General features: G+C 72.2%; 21 protein-coding genes. 11 read left to right on the top strand and 10 right to left on the bottom strand.

What is annotated here, in order from left to right; all coding sequences use genetic code 11:
* Positions 1-14 precede the first annotated feature (14 nt).
* Positions 15-998 (bottom strand): dioxygenase family protein, encoded by a 984-nt coding sequence (locus tag RWH44_RS14825; protein WP_316005183.1) that lies wholly within the window; start codon positions 996-998, stop codon positions 15-17.
* Between the two features lie 167 nt (positions 999-1,165).
* On the opposite strand from RWH44_RS14825, the gene RWH44_RS14830 reads away from it, so the two are divergent.
* From RWH44_RS14830 to RWH44_RS14840, 3 genes are read left to right on the top strand one after another with little or no spacing between them, the layout of a single operon-like run.
* Positions 1,166-1,477, top strand: a complete 312-nt coding sequence (locus RWH44_RS14830) for a hypothetical protein (protein ID WP_316005184.1) — start codon at positions 1,166-1,168, stop codon at positions 1,475-1,477.
* The gene (locus RWH44_RS14835; RefSeq protein ID WP_316005185.1) at positions 1,474-2,151 is read left to right on the top strand and encodes a response regulator transcription factor; all 678 of its coding nucleotides are present in this window, start codon (positions 1,474-1,476) and stop codon (positions 2,149-2,151) included. The genes RWH44_RS14830 and RWH44_RS14835 overlap by 4 nt, the downstream gene beginning before the upstream one ends.
* The gene (locus RWH44_RS14840; protein WP_316005186.1) at positions 2,148-3,134 is read left to right on the top strand and encodes a sensor histidine kinase; all 987 of its coding nucleotides are present in this window, start codon (positions 2,148-2,150) and stop codon (positions 3,132-3,134) included. Before RWH44_RS14835 ends, RWH44_RS14840 begins: the two co-directional genes overlap by 4 nt.
* Before the next feature lie 54 nt (positions 3,135-3,188).
* On the opposite strand, the gene RWH44_RS14845 is transcribed toward RWH44_RS14840, so the two are convergent.
* The 5 genes from RWH44_RS14845 to RWH44_RS14865 form a co-directional block, all read right to left on the bottom strand.
* A complete protein-coding gene (locus tag RWH44_RS14845; protein ID WP_316005187.1) occupies positions 3,189-3,974 on the bottom strand; it encodes an FAD:protein FMN transferase in 786 nt (261 codons plus the stop codon).
* On the bottom strand, positions 3,971-4,498 hold the full coding sequence (locus tag RWH44_RS14850; protein ID WP_316005188.1) for an FMN-binding protein: 528 nt from the start codon (positions 4,496-4,498) through the stop codon (positions 3,971-3,973). The genes RWH44_RS14845 and RWH44_RS14850 overlap by 4 nt, the downstream gene beginning before the upstream one ends.
* An 11-nt stretch (positions 4,499-4,509) precedes the next feature.
* Complete coding sequence (locus tag RWH44_RS14855; RefSeq protein WP_316005189.1) at positions 4,510-5,934, bottom strand: ferredoxin reductase family protein; 1,425 nt, start codon at positions 5,932-5,934, stop codon at positions 4,510-4,512.
* 115 nt (positions 5,935-6,049) lie between these two features.
* On the bottom strand, positions 6,050-6,424 hold the full coding sequence (locus tag RWH44_RS14860) for a VOC family protein (protein WP_298875675.1): 375 nt from the start codon (positions 6,422-6,424) through the stop codon (positions 6,050-6,052).
* 93 nt (positions 6,425-6,517) lie between these two features.
* Positions 6,518-7,213 carry a helix-turn-helix transcriptional regulator gene (locus tag RWH44_RS14865; RefSeq protein ID WP_316005190.1) on the bottom strand — a complete coding sequence of 232 codons (696 nt, stop codon included), beginning with the start codon at positions 7,211-7,213 and terminating at the stop codon, positions 6,518-6,520.
* Between the two features lie 183 nt (positions 7,214-7,396).
* Here RWH44_RS14865 and RWH44_RS14870 point away from each other — a divergent pair, with 183 nt between their 5' ends.
* Entirely contained in the window at positions 7,397-7,831 is a 435-nt protein-coding gene (locus RWH44_RS14870) for a hypothetical protein (RefSeq protein WP_316005191.1), read from the top strand.
* Entirely contained in the window at positions 7,818-8,174 is a 357-nt protein-coding gene (locus RWH44_RS14875; RefSeq protein WP_316005192.1) for a hypothetical protein, read from the top strand. Before RWH44_RS14870 ends, RWH44_RS14875 begins: the two co-directional genes overlap by 14 nt.
* 127 nt (positions 8,175-8,301) lie before the next feature.
* On the opposite strand, the gene RWH44_RS14880 is transcribed toward RWH44_RS14875, so the two are convergent.
* The gene (locus RWH44_RS14880) at positions 8,302-9,129 is read right to left on the bottom strand and encodes an SDR family NAD(P)-dependent oxidoreductase (RefSeq protein ID WP_316005193.1); all 828 of its coding nucleotides are present in this window, start codon (positions 9,127-9,129) and stop codon (positions 8,302-8,304) included.
* Between the two features lie 191 nt (positions 9,130-9,320).
* On the opposite strand from RWH44_RS14880, the gene msrB reads away from it, so the two are divergent.
* The 3 genes from msrB to RWH44_RS14895 all read left to right on the top strand — a co-directional run bounded on the left by msrB (position 9,321) and on the right by RWH44_RS14895 (position 11,802).
* Positions 9,321-9,779 carry a peptide-methionine (R)-S-oxide reductase MsrB gene (msrB, locus tag RWH44_RS14885; protein WP_298875660.1) on the top strand — a complete coding sequence of 153 codons (459 nt, stop codon included), beginning with the start codon at positions 9,321-9,323 and terminating at the stop codon, positions 9,777-9,779.
* Positions 9,780-9,817: 38 nt separating this feature from the next.
* Positions 9,818-10,372, top strand: coding sequence for a peptide-methionine (S)-S-oxide reductase MsrA (gene msrA / locus RWH44_RS14890; protein WP_298875657.1), 555 nt, complete (start codon positions 9,818-9,820; stop codon positions 10,370-10,372).
* Positions 10,373-10,566: 194 nt separating this feature from the next.
* Complete coding sequence (locus tag RWH44_RS14895) at positions 10,567-11,802, top strand: NAD(P)/FAD-dependent oxidoreductase (RefSeq protein WP_316005194.1); 1,236 nt, start codon at positions 10,567-10,569, stop codon at positions 11,800-11,802.
* A gap of 143 nt (positions 11,803-11,945) precedes the next feature.
* Here RWH44_RS14895 and RWH44_RS14900 read toward each other — a convergent pair whose 3' ends face one another.
* From RWH44_RS14900 to RWH44_RS14910, 3 genes are read right to left on the bottom strand one after another with little or no spacing between them, the layout of a single operon-like run.
* Positions 11,946-12,446 carry a GNAT family N-acetyltransferase gene (locus RWH44_RS14900; protein ID WP_316005195.1) on the bottom strand — a complete coding sequence of 167 codons (501 nt, stop codon included), beginning with the start codon at positions 12,444-12,446 and terminating at the stop codon, positions 11,946-11,948.
* The gene (locus tag RWH44_RS14905; protein ID WP_316005196.1) at positions 12,443-13,396 is read right to left on the bottom strand and encodes a dipeptidase; all 954 of its coding nucleotides are present in this window, start codon (positions 13,394-13,396) and stop codon (positions 12,443-12,445) included. Before RWH44_RS14905 ends, RWH44_RS14900 begins: the two co-directional genes overlap by 4 nt.
* 1 nt (position 13,397) lies before the next feature.
* A complete protein-coding gene (locus RWH44_RS14910; RefSeq protein WP_298875646.1) occupies positions 13,398-14,135 on the bottom strand; it encodes a sulfurtransferase in 738 nt (245 codons plus the stop codon).
* A gap of 130 nt (positions 14,136-14,265) precedes the next feature.
* Here RWH44_RS14910 and RWH44_RS14915 point away from each other — a divergent pair, with 130 nt between their 5' ends.
* Genes RWH44_RS14915 through RWH44_RS14925 form a run of 3 tightly spaced genes read left to right on the top strand, consistent with a single transcriptional unit; the run spans position 14,266 to position 16,497 of the window.
* Positions 14,266-15,039 carry a glycosyltransferase family 2 protein gene (locus tag RWH44_RS14915; protein ID WP_298875643.1) on the top strand — a complete coding sequence of 258 codons (774 nt, stop codon included), beginning with the start codon at positions 14,266-14,268 and terminating at the stop codon, positions 15,037-15,039.
* Positions 15,039-15,872 (top strand): endonuclease/exonuclease/phosphatase family protein, encoded by an 834-nt coding sequence (locus RWH44_RS14920; protein ID WP_316005197.1) that lies wholly within the window; start codon positions 15,039-15,041, stop codon positions 15,870-15,872. The genes RWH44_RS14915 and RWH44_RS14920 overlap by 1 nt, the downstream gene beginning before the upstream one ends.
* Before the next feature lie 31 nt (positions 15,873-15,903).
* Positions 15,904-16,497 (top strand): DUF2238 domain-containing protein, encoded by a 594-nt coding sequence (locus tag RWH44_RS14925; RefSeq protein WP_316005198.1) that lies wholly within the window; start codon positions 15,904-15,906, stop codon positions 16,495-16,497.
* The last annotated feature ends 47 nt before the right edge of the window (positions 16,498-16,544 follow it).

Here is a 16,544-nt window from a genome sequence, read left to right on the forward strand (position 1 = left end):
CCTTTCGGTTCGGGTCAGCGCCCGCCGGGGGCGGCGCCCGCGGTCGGGGTGGTGGTGGTGTCGACACGGACGCCGAGCGAGACGGTCCAGCCCGTCGCGTTGTCGCCCGAGGTCGTGGCGAGCTGGAGGGCTCCCCCGTCGTCGCCGAAGACGTTGTCGCTGTCGAGGGAGACGCGCGTGAGGTTCGACGCCGAGGACGGGTACAGGCTCGTGTCGGCGTAGACGACGCCGCACGTCTCCTCGGGGAGGGCGACCTGCGAGGTGGCGATCGCGTTGGAGGCGTCGGTGATGGCATCCACGCTCGGGTACACCTCGAAGTGGATGTGCGGCCACCGGCCGTCGTAGCACCCGGGGAAGATCGAGGTGAACGACACGACGCCGTCCGATCCGACGACCTGCACGCCGCGGAGGTACGTCTCGTTCTCGATGCCCGAGGAGTACATGGAGTAGTTGCCCTCGGTGTCGCAGTGCCAGACGTACACGGCCGCGCCGGTCATGGGCACGTCGCCGTTGGCGGTGTCGAAGACGGTGAGGTTCAGGGTCATCGGCGTCCCCGCCGCCGTCGCGCCACCGTCGAGGCTCGAGCGCAGATCGCTGCGGACGATCCCGGACTGCTCCAGGACGTCGGCGCCGTTGGACCCGTCGCCCGGGTAGGGGCCGGCGGTCTCGTCGGGGATCTCGCCCGAGGGCAGGGCTGCCGCCGCGCTCGACGCGGTCGCCGTGGGGCTGGCCGAGGCGGTCGCCGTGGGGGTTGCCGACGGGGTCGACGACGCGGTCGCGGTCGCCGTCGCGGTACCCGAGGCGGACGGGGCGCACGCGGCGAGCGTGGCGGTTCCCGCGCCGAGCACGACGAGGCCCAGGATGCCGCGGCGCGAGACGAGGGTACGGATGTCGAAGGGTGCACCCTGATCCACGACGGGCTCGTCGGCGCGGTCGAGGAGTCGGCCCTCGTAGGCGGGGCCGTCGGGGGTCATCTCGGTCTCGGGGATTCTGCTCATGGTGTCCTCCATCGGTCGGGGCGGGGGCGATGGATCGAGCATGGGCGGACGACCCTCTCGGGCCCCTCACCGATCCTGTGGACCGGCTATGAACGTGGGCGAGGAGGGCGACGGCGCCCGCCCCGCGGCGTCGGTCGACGTGTGAGGATGAGGGCGGGAGGATCGCGATGCCGGAAAAACTGCACGCCGTGACGCTCGTGGTGAACATGCCGATCACCAAGATCGACGCCCTCGATGCGATCGCCTTCGCCGCCGACGGGGGTGTGGACGGGGCCGGCACGATGAGCCCGCGCGTCTGGCTCGCCCCGCACGCGTGGGCCGAGGTCGAGATCCCCAAGTTCGCCGATCCGCCGCCGTTCGCGATCGACGTGTACTCCGACGTCTCGGGTGCGGTGGCCTGGGCGCAGGCCCGGCGCCTGTTCGACGCCCTCGAGCGCTTCGGGTGGAACGTGAGCCCCCCGCGCGCGGGGGTGCAGTGAGCGGGGCCGCCACGCCACGGCCGCGCCTGCTCTACGTCGAGGACGACGCCGAGATCGCCGCGATGACGATCGAGGTGCTCGGCGAGGTGTACGAGGTGGTGCACGAGAGCGACGGCACCGCGGGCCGCGATCGCGCCCTGCGCGACAGCTTCGCGGTGATCCTGCTCGATCGCCGCCTGCCCGGCCGCGACGGAGCCGAGATCGTGCGGGACCTCCGCACCGCACACATCACCACGCCCGTGCTCATGCTCACCGCCCTCGGCGCCGTCGCCGACCGCGTCGAGGGGCTCGACGCGGGAGCGAACGACTACCTCCTGAAGCCCTTCGACTTCGACGAGCTGCTGGCGCGCCTGCGGGCGCTGCGGCGCGGGTTCCGAGCGGAGGGGCGTCGCCGGGCGGTCGCCGACTGGACCCACCTCCCCGACACGGCCGTGGTCTACGGTCCCTCCGGTGAGCGCGTCGCCCTCACCTCGACTGAGAACGCCGTGCTCGAGCTGCTCACCCGCAGCCCCGACCACGTCTTCTCGCGCGAGGAGATCGCCCGTGCCGTGTTCTCCTCTCCGGATGCCGTGACCACCGTCGACACGTACGTGCATTACCTTCGCCGCAAGACCGCGACCGACCTCGTCGAGACGGTCCGCGGACGCGGTTATCGCGCGGGGGCCGAGCGGTGAGCGCCGACGAGGACCGCCGGATCGTGCGACGGGCGGCCGTGCGGGTCGGCACGCTCGTCGCGAGCGCGTCGGCGGTCGCGATCGCCGTCGGAGTCGGCATCCTGATCGCCGTCCTCGTCACGCAGGCCCGCACCGAGGGCGGGGGGCATCGCGGCGGCCCGGGCGGCGCGGGAACGGGCGGCGCGGGAATCGGCGACCGCTTCGTCGTCGATCTCGACGACGTGCTGCCCTGGGTCGTCGGCCTGGGCGTGCTCGGGGTCGTGGTGCTCGGGCTCGTCGGCTGGGCCGCGGCCCGCTGGTCGGTGCGCCCGCTCGACGAGGCTCTGCGTCGGCAGCGCGCGTTCGTCTCGGACGCGAGCCACGAGTTGCGCACCCCGCTGACGGCCCTGACCAGTCGCATCCAGATCGTGCAGCGTCGGCTGCACCGCGGAGAGCCGGCCGACGAGCCGCTCGACCAGCTGCGGCGCGACGCGCAGATCATGGACGACGTGCTGGCCGACATGCTGCTCACCGCCGAGGGCCAGGTGCACACGGGCACCGCGTGGGTCGACGACAGCGTGCGGACGGCGACCGATGCCCTCGCCTCCCTCGCGAGCGACGCGGGTGTGCGCCTGCGCCCCGGCGAGCTGACGAGCGCGCCCGTCGCGGTACCCGCGGTCACCGTCGTGCGCATGTGCACGGCCCTCATCGACAACGCGATCGGACACGCGCCCGCGGGCTCCGACGTGACGATCACCGCCGACGCCGACGACCATGACGTCGTCATCCGCGTGGCGGACGGCGGCACCGGCATCCGCGACGACGATCTGCCCCGCATCTTCGAACGCTTCGCGCGCGGGGCGGAGTCGGGCCGACGCCGGGGTTTCGGGCTGGGCTTGGCCCTCGTGCGCGAGGCGGCGACCCGCTACGGCGGGAGCATCGAGGTCGAGCGCACCTCACCCGCGGGCACGGTGTTCGCCCTGCGCCTCCCCCGCACCCGCTGACGGGGCTCAGCTCCGCTCGTCGCAGATCGCCGAAGCCCGCCGAAGCGCCCGGGCTCAGCCGATGACCGCGTCGCGGAACGCCGACACCTCGACGCGTCCCGCGAAGCGGCGGGTGCGTCCGTGCTCCCACACGATCCCGGATGCCACGGGGGCCACCGGCATCCATTCGAGGTCCCGGATACCGGCGACGGCCGCCACGGTCGCCCAGGCATCGGCGGTGGTGAGGTCGTCGGCGACGGCCGTCGCGCTCACGGGGCCAGGAAGGTGCGCGCCCGTGCGCGGATCGACGAGGTGCGCGCCGCGCTCCGACGTGCCGGAGGTGGCGACGGCACCGTTGACGACCTCGACGGTGGCCAGCAGCTCGCCCTCGTGGGTCGGATGCGCGATGCCGATGCGCCAGACGTGGTCGCTGGTCGCAGCGGTGCGCAGGCGCATGTCACCGCCCACGTTGACGCCGACCGCCCCGATCGCGCCGTCGGCGAGGAGGCCGTCGAAGGCCCGGGTCGCGGCATCCGTCGACCATCCCTTGACGAAGCCGGTCGGGTCGAACCATCCGCGCCAGTGGGCATCGAAGCGCCCGCCGCTGCGCTCGCGCAGATCGCGGCACCGCGCCGCGACCTCGGCCACTCGCGCGTCGACCTCGCCGAGTTCGAGGCCCTCGTCGCGCAACCGCGACACGTCGGAGTCGTCGCGGTAGGTCGAGAACACCCTCTCGTCGTCGCGCAGGCGCGCCACGCACGCGGCGATCGCCCTCTCGACCCGGTCGGTGCGCTCGCCGACGACGGTGATCGAGGCGACGGTGCCCATCACGGGCTCGACGACCGTGAACGCGCCGGTCATGCCCGCGCCTGATCGAGAGCGGACTGCAGCGACGTGCGGTATCCCGTGCTGGTGTAGGTGGCGCCCGAGACCATGTCGACCTGGGCGCTCTGCGCCTGCACCGTCTCTTTCACGAGGATCGGCAGTGCCCGCGCGTTGATCTGCTGGTCGCGTCCGTTCTCGGAGGGGTACTGCGGCACCTGCACGTCGGTGATCGTCCCGCCCGACACGGTGATCTGCACCTGCACCGGGCCGAAGCGCGTGTTCGCCGCCTGACCGGTGTAGGTGCCGTCGGTGAGGCCGCTCGACGAGGGCTGCGGAGCCGTGGCGGTCGTGCCCGACGACCCGCTCGAGGCGGGTCCGGATGCCGACGGGCTCGGTGTGTTCGTCGTGCTCTGCGGAGCCGCCGTCGCCCCGGAGACGGCGCCCGTCGAGGGGGCCTCCGCGAGCGCATCGGCGGATTCGGGTGCGACCGAGGTGCGGTAGCTGAACAACAGCACGAGCCCGGTCACGGTCGCCATGAAGGCGTAGACGATCTTCTTCATCGCGGGTCTCCTCAGACGGTGAAGGCTTCGAGGTGGACACGCTCGGCGGGGACGCCGGCGCGGCGGAGGTCGGTGCGCACGGCATCCATCCAGGGCTGCGGTCCGCACAGGAACACGTCGGTCTCGGCGGGCAGCGGCGAGACGTAGCGGATGAGGTCGGCCCCCGCCCACTGCGCGTGCGAGGCGGGCAGCCATGGCGAGGTCGTGCGGGCCCGGGGGCCGGGAAGCGGCGCGTGGCGCAGCCCGCGTTCGCGGACGAGGCGGTCGATGGCGCCGACGCGCAGGGCGTCGTCGGCGGTGTGGTCGCGCACGATCAGCGTCGCCTCCCCCGGCGTCCACTCGGCCTCCTCGAGGATGGCGACCAGGGGCGCGACGCCCGCACCGGCGCCGATCATGAGCAGGCGTCCGCCGCGGCGTTCGTCGGCGGTCATCGTGCCGTAGGGCCCCTCGATGAGCACCCGAGTACCGGGGCGCAGCGTCGCGAGGCGGTGAGTGCCGTCGCCGACGAAGCGGGCCGAGATCACGAGCTCGCCGTCGGCGGGATCGGTGGCGAGCGAGAAGGGGTGTCCGCGCGTCCAGCCCGCGCCGTCGAGGAAGCGCCAGACGAAGAACTGTCCGCCGCGGGCCCTCAGCGCGTCGATCCGGCGTCCGGTCATCCGCACCGAGACGCCGCTGCGGCCGTCGCGTTCGACGGCGCCGACGCGGATGCCGTGGCGCAACGACCTCGCCAGCGGAAGCCCGAGCCGGAAGACGACGACCGTCGCCACGGTGACGCCCCACATCGCCCACCAGTACGAGGTCGCGGCGGGCGAGACGGTGAAGTCGGCACCCGTCCACAGCATGTGCGGGATCGCGAGTCCGACGCCGAGGTAGCCGTACAGGTGCAGCAGGTGCCAGGACTCGTACCGCAGGCGCCGGCGGGCTTTGCGCACCGAGGTCACCACGACGAGCAGCAGCAGACCCGTACCCGCGGTCGCCAGCAGCATGCCCGGGTAGTCCCACACGAACTGCCACGCCTGTTCGAGCGGGTCGATGCCCGCCTGCACCGCGTAGCCGAGGATCTGCAGCCCGATGTGGGCCGAGAACAGCGCGAACGACCAGAAGCCGACGATCCGGTGCATGCGGGTGATGCCGTCGCGCCCGAAGCCGCGTTCGAACAGCGGCACGCGCGCCATCAGCAGCACCTGGTAGAAGAGCAGATTGGCGGATGCCAGACCCGCGGCGCGACCGAGGGCGTTGAGCGTGTCCGCTCCCCCGGCCGCCAGCGACTGCACCTCTCCGCCCGCGACCCACACGGCCACGACGACGAGGCTCGTCGCCCAGACGACGACGATCGCGGCGAGGTTCCACGCGGCTCGGCCCTGCGAGCGCTGCCGCTCCGTGCGGCGCGCGGGAACGGCGGCGGGCGGGGCGGCGAGGGCGGGGGCTGCGGTCATGCGCTCAGCGTGCTCGGGCGCTCCCCAGACGGCTCCAAGAATGGGGCACTCGGGGGTGATGCATAGCGAACGCGTAGCTTTCTGCGGCGCATGCCCGGGCGCCGAGCGCCGGGCGTCAGCTCTCCACGGGCGCGCTGAAGAGGTTCACGACGTTCCCGTCGGGGTCGCGCACGAGCGCCGATCGGTTGCCCCACGGCATCGTGGTCGGTTCGAGGACGACGTCCTGCCGGGGTGACTGCAGCGCTGCGAACGCGGCGTCGACGTCGGCGACCGCGAACTCGATGAAGACGGAGCGGTTCGCGGCGGGTTCGAGGGCTCCGTCGAGCATCGCGGTCGTGGCGGTGCTCGCGATCGCGAGGGTGGCGCCGGGGCCGCTGAATTGCGCGAAGACGGGGGCGGGCCGTTCGGCCTGCTGACCGGTGACCCGCTCGTAGAACGCGACGAGGGCGTCGAGGTCATCGGTGACGATACGGATGGAGGCGAACGACATGAGGTTCCTTCGGCGGAGTCGGTGGGATGAGAGCTCCAGCCTCACCGGTGAGCGCGACACCGTCCTGTCGGTGTTTCGCGAAGTCCCTCCCGTTCAGTCCTCGATCGCCGACCGCAACCGTCCGTAGGGGATCGCGAGGTCGGTGGCACGCAGTGCCCGCTGCGGGGGTCGCTCCTCGGTCACCTCGATCGTCAGCATCCGGTCTCCCCGGAAGGCTCGCACCCCGTCACGCAAGCGGCACCAGGCGATGAGGTACCACTGTCCCTCCTTGCCGATGGACCCGAGGGGCTCGACCTCGCGGACGGATTCCGTGCCGCCGGCATCCTGGTAGCGCAGGCGCACGACGCGATCGGCGCGCAGGGCCGCAGCGAACTCGGGCGGGGCGGCGACGTCGTCCTCACCCTCGAGGAAATGCACGCGGGACGCGAGGGCGCTGGCGCGCGCCGCTTCGCCGTCCGGCAGGACCGCCAGCATCTTGCGGGCAGCGGTGCGGGCGGAGTGCCGGAAGGGGCCTCGCCCGAGGGTGCCGAGCCCGATCAGCACCGCCAGCGCCTCGTCGAGCGTGAACCCCGCCGGCCCCAGCGTCGCGGACGCATCGATCACGTACCCACCTGTGCGGCCGGGCTCCGCCCAGATCGGCAGACCCGACTGCTGCAGCGCCACGAGGTCTCGCTCGATGGTGCGCACCGACACCTCGAACCGTTCTGCGAGACGCCGCGCACTCCGCGGACGCGGCGAGACGGCCCGCAGTTCTTCCACCAAGCCATAGAGACGATCCGTGCGGTTCACTCCCCCATCATCGGACGCCCCCTGACCTCGAGCACTCCGCGACGCCTGCACGAGACGGTCGCGCAGATCGGACTCGCGACCGGCTCTTCATGGGTGGAGGGACGCGGTCGCCTCTCCCGGTCGGCGGGGATGAGAGGTTCGGCATCGGCCCGACCAGATCCGCTTACGGCGTAAGCTGACGTCGTGGAACACGAGCGCATCGAGGACTCACCTCCGCGCCGTTCTCGCGTGCAGTTACGGGAGTGGGTGCAGGAATCCATCGGTCTGGGGCACCCGATCGCGAGCCGGGTCCGCGTCGCGGCGCAGGAGGACGCGGACGCACGCGACATCGGCCTCGTCGTCGTGCAGCTCGTTCACGGCGGCGGCTCGGTCTCCCTCGAACCTCGCGGATACGACGATCGCCTGCGGCAGGCGGCCCTCGCCGGTGGCGACGACGACGTCGTGCTGTCGCCGCACGCGCCGGCGGGGCTCGCGGCCGAACTCGTCGCCGCCGGCGATCTCTGCTCTTCTCTGCGGAGGACGTCACGGGAATGGGACCGCGCAAGCGCGCGCCGCACGGCGGGAGAATCCGCCTCGCCGAACTCGTCGAGCGGAAGGACGACAGATGCCTCGGAGTGACGCGCACGAACTCCTGTCGAACATCCTCGACCGCTGCGTCGCGATGGAACGCCCGTTCTGGAAGGTCAGTGCCGAGAAAAGGGCCGAGGTGGCGCGCCACTTCGGGTCTCCCGCGGTGATGCTGCAGGTCGGACACGCGTCCGATGAAGATCTGCGCATCGCCGGCGGGGCCGACCTCTTCCTGGGAACGGCGCTGTTGACCGAGATCGCGATCGAGCTCGCGGAGCAACCGCACTCGGGCCGCAGCCGGACGGAGGCGGTAGCCGTCATCCGCGCGCGTCTGAGCGCTCTTCTCGGGCCTGCCGCCCACCCGGAAGACGCACCTGATCCGCCCCGCGGGTGAGGGGCGGACCCGCCTCTATCGGGACAGCTGACGGTTCCGTCGGCCCGGGAGCGCCTCGAGCGATTCTTCGCACTCGCCCTCGGAGCGATCTCTGCGGAGAAGACCGCGCAGACGCCGCACGCGCTGATCAGTCGTCGAGGCCGACCAGCACTTCGCTGCGCTCCCACAACTGCCGCGCGACCAGGGGGTCATCGGCGATGCGGTTGGTCGCGGCGGGCTTGTTGTTCGAGTAGAAGCCTCCGGGGGTCAAGTCGACGCCGGGTTTGCCGAGCGCGAGCCACGTCAGGCGCGCGCCGCCCACCGAGGTCGAGGTCATCAGACGCTGGGCGATGGGCCCGCTGTACAGGAACTTCCACGGCCCGTTGCTGGAGGCACCGAAGTTCGACGCGATCACCCCCGGGTGGAAGGCCACCGCCGACAGACCCTGATCGCCGAAGCGACGGTTCAGTTCCTTCGTGAAGAGCACGTTCGCGAGCTTGGCGTTGCCGTACGCGCTCGTCGACGAATAGCGGCGAGCGCCCTGCAGGTCGTCGATGTCGAACCGGGGGAACAGCTTCGCCGCGGCGCTCGAGGTCTGGATCACCGAAGCATCGGAGGCGATCAGCCGCTCGAGCAGGAGGTTCGTCAGCAGGAACGGCGCGAGGTGGTTGACCTGGAAGGTCATCTCGTAGCCGTCCGCGGTGAGCGTGCGCTCGCCGAACACGCCCCCGGCGTTGTTGGCGAGCACGTCGATGCGCGGGTATTTCTCGAGGAGGGATGCCGCGAGCTCGCGCACCTGCCCCAGGTCGCTGAAGTCGGCCACGAACGAATCCGCTCCGAGCGTGCGCGCGACGCGAGCGGTCTTGTCGGGGTTGCGTCCCACCACGACCACCTCTTCGCCGAGCTGCGCGAGCTGCTTCGCCGAAGCGGCCCCGATGCCGTCGCTCGCTCCGGTGATGACGATCGTGCGGGTCATGGAAACCTCCTGGGTCGTGATGAAGCCACGCTAACCGCGGCCCCGGGCGCGGCGGCGGGGCTTGCCCTCGGCATCCGAGGTGGTCACGGAACTCACAGGCCGCTCCCAGCCCGGCGGGACCAAATCGGGCCCGGTCGGCGTTCTCTTCACTGACGGCCGGCACCGGTCGTCATGACGAAGGGACACGAACCGTGAGCACGGAGTACCGGAAGACGTCGGAGGCGCTCAGCCGCCTCACCGACCGCCAGTTCGCCGTCACGCAGGACGACGCCACCGAACCGCCGTTCCGCAACGAGTACTGGGACAACCATGAGGACGGCATCTACGTCGACGTCGTGTCGGGGCAGCCCCTGTTCTCCTCGACCGACAAGTTCGAGAGCGGCTCGGGCTGGCCGAGCTTCACCAAGCCGATCGACGACGCCGCCGTCGTGAACAAGACCGACCGCTCGCTCTGGATGACGCGCACCGAGGTGCGCTCCGCGGGAGCCGACAGCCACCTCGGGCACCTCTTCGACGACGGCCCGCGCGAGGCCGGCGGGCTGAGATACTGCATGAACTCGGCCGCGATGCGCTTCGTCCCCGTGAACGAGCTCGAAGAGCAGGGCTACGGGGCCTACCTCCCGCTGTTCCGCGAAAGCCGCGCCTCGTGAACCTCTTCCCCTTCCGCAACCGCAAAAGGAGCACCAGCATGACCAGCGGACCTTCCGACTCCGGCGAGATCACCCGCCGCCCCGGCACCGAGACCGCCGTCCTCGCGGGCGGCTGCTTCTGGGGCGTCGAAGACCTCATCCGCCGCCAGCCCGGCGTCCTCGACACCCGCGTCGGGTACACCGGCGGGCAGAACGACCACGCGACCTACCGCAACCACCCCGGCCACGCCGAGGCGGTCGAGATCGTGTTCGATCCCTCGAAGACGACGTATCGCGACATCCTGGCGTTCTTCTTCCAGATCCACGACCCGTCGACCCTGAACCGTCAGGGCAACGACATCGGCACGAGCTACCGCTCGGCGATCTTCCCGCTCTCCCCCGAGCAGGAGAAGGTCGCGCGCGACACGATCGCCGACGTCGACGCGTCGGGCATCTGGCCCGCGAAGGTCGTCACGACCATCGAGCCCGAGGCGCCCTTCTGGGAGGCCGAGCCCGAGCACCAGGACTACCTGATCCGCATCCCCAACGGGTACACGTGCCACTTCGTGCGCCCCGGTTGGGTGCTGCCCAAGCGCGAGGAAGCCTCCGCGTAGATCGACGACGAGGGCCCGGATCGCCGCACGGCATCCGGGCCCTCTGCCGTTCCCGCACGTCGTGGCCCGCCGCCGGGCGTCCGGAACACACCGCCGGGCGCCGGTCCGATGGGGCGTGTCGCGGACACTCGACGCAGCGGCCCCGCGCCCGCAACCCCGGGGGCCGGGGCCGAGGCCCTTCGTAGGCTCGCAGCATGAGCGAGTACGACGTGATCGTGGTCGGTGCGGGCCTGGCGGGGCTGCGTGCCGCGACCCGGCTCGCCGAGGCCGGGCGCGACGTCGTCGTGCTCGAGGCGGGCGACGCCGTGGGCGGGCGGGAGCGCACCGACGTCGTCGACGGCTTCCGCCTCGACCGCGGGTTCCACGTGCTCAACCCGGCCTACCCCGCGATCCGGCGCTGGGTCGATGTGCCCGCGCTCGCCCTGCGGCGCTTCCCCGTGGCGGTCGGCGTGCGGGTGGACGACCGGGTCGTTCGCCTCGCACATCCGCTGCGGCACCCCTCCTCGGTGCCCGCCACGCTCGCGAGCGGTCTCGTGCGTCCCGCGGATGCCGTCGCCCTCCTGCGATGGGCGGGTCCTGTCGTCGTGTCGGCGCGGGCGGCGAAGCGGGGGCCCGACCGGACGCTCGACGAGGCCTGGGACCGCGCGGGCCTGCGCGGTCCGCTCCGCGACGCCGTGCTGGAGCCCTTCCTCGCGGGGGTGCTCGCCGATGACCGGCAGAAGACGTCCGACGCGTTCGTGCGACTGCTGATCCGCAGCTTCGCCCTGGGCGCGCCCGGGGTTCCGGCCGCCGGCATCGGGGCCCTCCCCGCGCAGCTCGCCGACACCGCCCGACGGGCGGGAGCCGGCATCCGCCTGTCGCACCGGGTGGTCTCGACCCGCCGGCGCGCGCACGGCTGGCACGTGGGCATCGAGGGCCGGGATGCCGTGACCGCGCGCTCCGTGATCGTCGCCACCGGGTTGGACCCCTCGCTCGACGTGCCGCTGCCGCGTCCCCGCGGCCTGCAGACGTGGTGGTTCGCCGCCGATGAGGCCCCGACGACCGACGGGGCCCTGCGCGTCGACGGTCGCCGCCGTGGACCCGTCGTCAACACCGCCGTGATGACGAACACGGCTCCGACCTACGCCCCGCGGGGCCGGCACCTGATCGAGGCGACCTGCCTCCTGGCCGCGGGCGCGACCGAAGCCGCCGTGCGGCAGCAGCTCGCGGAGGTGTGGGAGACCGACACCCGCTCCTGGCGCCTGATCCGGCGCGACGACATCGCCGGGGCCCTTCCGGCGCAGGATCCGCCGCTGCGCCTTCGACGCCCGGCGCGGGTCGGCGACGGCCGTTACGTCGCGGGCGACCATCGCGACACCGCGTCGATCCAGGGCGCGCTCGTCTCCGGGCAGCGCGCCGCGGAGGCGGTGCTGCGAGATCTCTCGCGCTGAGCGGTAGCCGCCGCCGGGCTCGACGCGATGCCGTTCGGGGCGGGTTTCGTCGTTCGGGGCGTGAATCTCCCGCCCCGACGAGCAGATCACGCCCCGAACCCGACCCCCGTCGCCGAAACAACGGGGCGGCGAGAACCCCCGGGCTACCCCCGCTGAGCCAGCGCCTGCAGCGCCTCGCCCGTCACGCGGCGGGTCGTCCACTCCTCCATCGCCTCCGCCCCGAGGGCGCGGTAGAAGCCGATCGCGGGCTCGTTCCAGTCGAGCACCGTCCACTCCAGCCGCGGGTACCCGCGGCGGACGCACTCCTCGGCGAGCGCCGAGAGCAACGCGACCCCGTAGCCGAGCGAGCGGTACTCCTCGTGCACGTACAGGTCTTCGAGCCAGATGCCGTGCTTGCCCGTCCACGTGGAGTAGGTGAGGAACCAGATCGCGATCGCCCGGATGTCGCCGTCGCCCCCGTCGACCACGAACGCGAACGCCTTCGGGTCGTCGCCGAACAACGTCGCCGTGAGCATCTCGACGGTGTTGTCGACGGCATCCGGCTCCTTCTCGTAGTCGGCGAGGGCCTGGATGCAGGCGAGGATGCCGTTCTCGTCACCGGGTCGGGCGCGGCGCAGAACGACGTCGTCGGGGAATTCGGTCATGCGTGAGCCTCCCAGCTCTCGAGCGCGACGCGGCGGAAGTTGCCGCCGAGCACCGCGGCGATGTCTGCGTCGGTCCAGCCTCGGGCCGCGAGGGCGGAGCCGAGACCCACAAACGTCTCCGGCGGCATCCATTCGACCGGTCCCCACGCGGTGTAGCTCGCGTCGTAGAGCTCGGGGCTCGTCGCCAGCACCTCGCGGAAGGTCTCCCAGTCGAACGAGAAGTCCGTGCTGACGCCCACGTGCTCGATGCCCACGACGCCGACGGCGTGGTCGATGTGTCGCACCATCGCGTCGAGCGTCGGGGTGTTCGGCCCCAGGAAGATGCCGACGCCGGTCACGCCCACCACTCCCCCGGTGTCGGCGACCGCGCGGGCCTGGTCGTCGGTGATGTTGCGCGGGTGATCCCACACGGCGCGCAGGTTGGAGTGGCTGAACACGACCGGGCGGGTCGACGCCTTGCACATGTCGAAGGTGGTGCGCACCCCCACGTGCGAACCGTCGGGCACCATGCCGCGCGCGTTCATCTCGGCGACGAGGTCGCGGCCCCACGCGGTGAGGCCGTCGTCGACCGCGTCGAGGCATCCGCCGCCGGCGGCGTTGGCGTGGTTGTAGACGGGCCCGAGCGTCCGTACGCCCAGAGCGGCGAGACGGGCCACCGCGTCGAGGTCGCCGCCGAGAGGGGCGACGTCTTCGAGGTCGAACACGACCGCCGTGTCGCCGGCCGCCGCGATCCGATCGACGTCATCGACGGATGCCGCGAGCGCGAGCCCGTCGATGGCCTCGACCTGGGCGCGGAACGAGCGCAGGACGGATGCCGCGACCTCGGGCCCGTGCGGGGCGAACCCGACGTTGAGCGACACCAGGCCGCCCCCGCCGCCGCGGTAGCGGTGCAGTTCGGTCAGGTCGGCGGTCTCGACGAGCTCGGCGCACGCGTGCTGGTCCCAGAGCACGTCAGGATCCGGCCCGCGCGGCGAGCGCCGGGTCGAGCGCCTCGCGCTCGTCGAAGACGAAGCAGTCGCCGTTCCAGTGCGCTGCGCCCTGCGCATCGAACCATCCGAGGATTCCTCCGTCGAGCTGGTACGCCTCGACGCCCTCGTTCCGCAGGTACAGCGCCGCCTTCTCGCAGCGGATGCCCCCGGTGCAGAAACTCACGACGGTCTTGCCCGCGAGGTCGTCGCGGTGGGCCTTCGCGGCATCCGGGAACCGGGTGAACCGGTCGATGCGCCAGTCGAGAGCGCCGGCGAAGGTGCCGTAGTCGACCTCGAACGCGTTGCGCGTGTCGACGAGCACCACCTCGCGTCCGTCGTCATCGGCGCCGCGGTCGAGCCACCGACGCAGCGTCTCCGGGCTCACGGCCGGCGCTCGCCCGTCCTGCGGACGCACCTCGGGACGATCCATGCGGATGATCTCCCGTTTCACCTTCACCAGCAGCTTGCCGAAGGGCACGGCATCCGACCAGCTCTCCTTCGTGCGCAGGGCGGCGAATCGCACATCGGCCCGGAGGTCGGCGATGAATCCGCGCACCTCGTCGGGCGACCCCGCCAGGAAGAGGTTGATCCCCTCCTCGGCGAGCAGGATCGTGCCGCGCAGCCCCCGCGCCCCGGCCTGCTCGCGCAGCGCGCTGCGCAGTGCCGCCGGGTCGTCGAGGGGCGTGAACAGGTACGCCGACACGTTGAGGGTGGATGCCATGACCTCCACCCTACGAAAGCCCGCACGTGCGCGTGTCCTCCCCGCGTGTCATCGTGCGGCGCAGGCGTCAAGCCGCACAACGCCCCGCGGCGATCGCCTAGCGTGGGAGGACTCGTCCCCGGGAGGAAGCGTGCCCCAAGGCCCCGCTGCGTCGGCCGTCACCGTATCGGTGGTCATCCCCGTCCGCGACGACGCTCCGCACCTCCGGCGATGCCTGCGGGCGCTCGCCGCGCAGAGCGTCGCCCCCGACGAGATCGTCGTCGTCGACAACGACTCCCACGACGACAGCGCCGCCGTCGCGCGCGCCGCGGGAGCCCGTGTGGTGTTCTGCGGCGAGCGCGGCATCCCCGCCGCCGCAGCCACGGGATACGACGTCGCGCGGGGAGATCTGATCCTCCGGCTCGACGCCGACAGCATCCCCGCGCCGACCTGGGTGGCGAGCATGGTCGAGGCGCTGAGCGACCCCGACGTGGATGCCGTCACCGGCGGCGCCGTGTTCCACGACGGTCCCGCCTCCCGGCGCACGTCCATGGCCCGGGCGTTCCTGACCACCTACACGACCTTCGCCTTCCCCGCGCTCGGTCACACGCCCCTGTGGGGGTCGAACATGGCGTTCCGCCGCCGGGCATGGGATGACGTGCGAGCGGAGGTGCACCTCGACCCCGAGCTGCACGACGACCTCGACCTGGCGTACCACCTGGGCGAACGACACCGCATCCGCCACGTCCCCGGGCACCACATGCGGGTGTCGTCGCGCACCGTCGAACCGCGGCGGTTCGCACGGTGCTTCCGCCGCGGTGCGGGCACGGTGTTCGCGCACTGGCCGCGAGACTTCCCGCTCGCGCGATGGGTTCGCGTGGCCCGCCGGCGTTCGGAGCGATCGCTCCGCGAGGAGGTGCGCTGATGGCCGGCATCCTGTTCCCCGGCGTCGAGGCCCCCGACCTGCACGTCATGAGCTTCAACATCCGACGCCGCTTCGATCGCGTCACCTGGCCGCCGGCCGACCGCTGGCAGATGCGCAAGCAGCGTCTGCGCACCTTCCTGGGCGCGAACCGGCCGCACCTGCTCGGCTCGCAGGAGGCGATGCCCGACCAGGCGCGGTGGGTGCAGGACTCGCTGGGCTCGAGCTACGGGCGCCTCGGTCTCGGGCGCGGCAAGGACCGCGGCGGCGAGGGCACGCCCCTGTTCTACGACCGCGACCGCATCGGGGTGGAGGACTGGCGGCAGGTCGCCCTCTCCGACACCCCCGAGGTGCCCGGATCGACCGGGTGGGGCAACACGATCCCGCGGATCGCCGTGATCGCGCAGCTGCGCGACCTCTCCACCGGGGCGGCCTTCACCTTCGTCAACACGCACTTCGACGCCTTCTCGCGGCGCGCGCGCCGCCGCTCGGCGACCTGGCTGCACGATGTCGTCGCGGCCCAGGAGGGACCGCTGCTGTTCACCGCCGACGTCAACGCGCACGTGCGCTCCGGCGAGCTCGCCGGGATGTTCGCCGACGGACTGCTCGTCGACACGTGGTCGTACGCCCCCGTGCGGCACTCGGCCGAGTGGGGCACGTTCAACAATTACGCCGCGCCGAGGGTGGGAGCCCGACGCATCGACGCCCTCCTGGCCACCCCCGACGTGGGGGTGCGGGCCGTGGGCATCGACCCCCGCCCCACCGGAACGCAGTGGCCGAGCGATCACCTGCCCGTGCAGGCCGTGGTGCGCATCCCCGGCGGGAGCGGGACGTGACCGCCGATCCTCGACGAGACGAGGTCGACGGATGCCGCTGATCCGGGCGATGTACGCCAATCTCAAGCGACCGCCGCGCGGCGTCGTCGAGTGGTCGGCGGATGCCGTGCGCGCGGCGGCGATCGTCGGGGTCGTCGTCTCGCTCTTCACCCTGCCGTTCACCGACTTCGCGGTGCTGTCGATGTCGCTGCCCGCGGCGATGCTCTCGCGCATGATCGGGCTGCGCGCGGGACTCGACCTCCTCACGTGCGTCACGGTGATCGTGGCAGCCGGCAGCAACGTCATCGACCTCTACCGCGCCTGGACGGGCTGGGATCTCATCGTGCACGCCGTGTGCACGGGAGTGCTCGCCGCCGTCGCGCTGGTTCTCCTCGACGACGCCCGCGTGATCGAGCCGACCGGTCGGCGCCGGACGCCCATCGTCGTCGCCACATCAGCCGGGCTCGCGCTCAGTGCCGCGTGGGAGATGGTCGAGTGGTTCGGCTACCGCTTCATCACCGACGCGATCTTCGTCACGTACGACGACACCATCGGCGACATGATCGCCGGCGGCGCGGGGGCGCTCGTCGCGGGTGCGCTGGCGTCCCGGTGGCGTCTCACGCGGGCGGACCGCGCACCGCTCTGACCCTCGCGACCGGTCGGAACGTGCCGGCGGCGCCCGGGGAGGAGCGC

Origin of the sequence: Microbacterium phycohabitans (genome assembly GCF_032464935.1) — a bacterium.
Lineage (GTDB): Bacteria > Actinomycetota > Actinomycetes > Actinomycetales > Microbacteriaceae > Microbacterium > Microbacterium phycohabitans.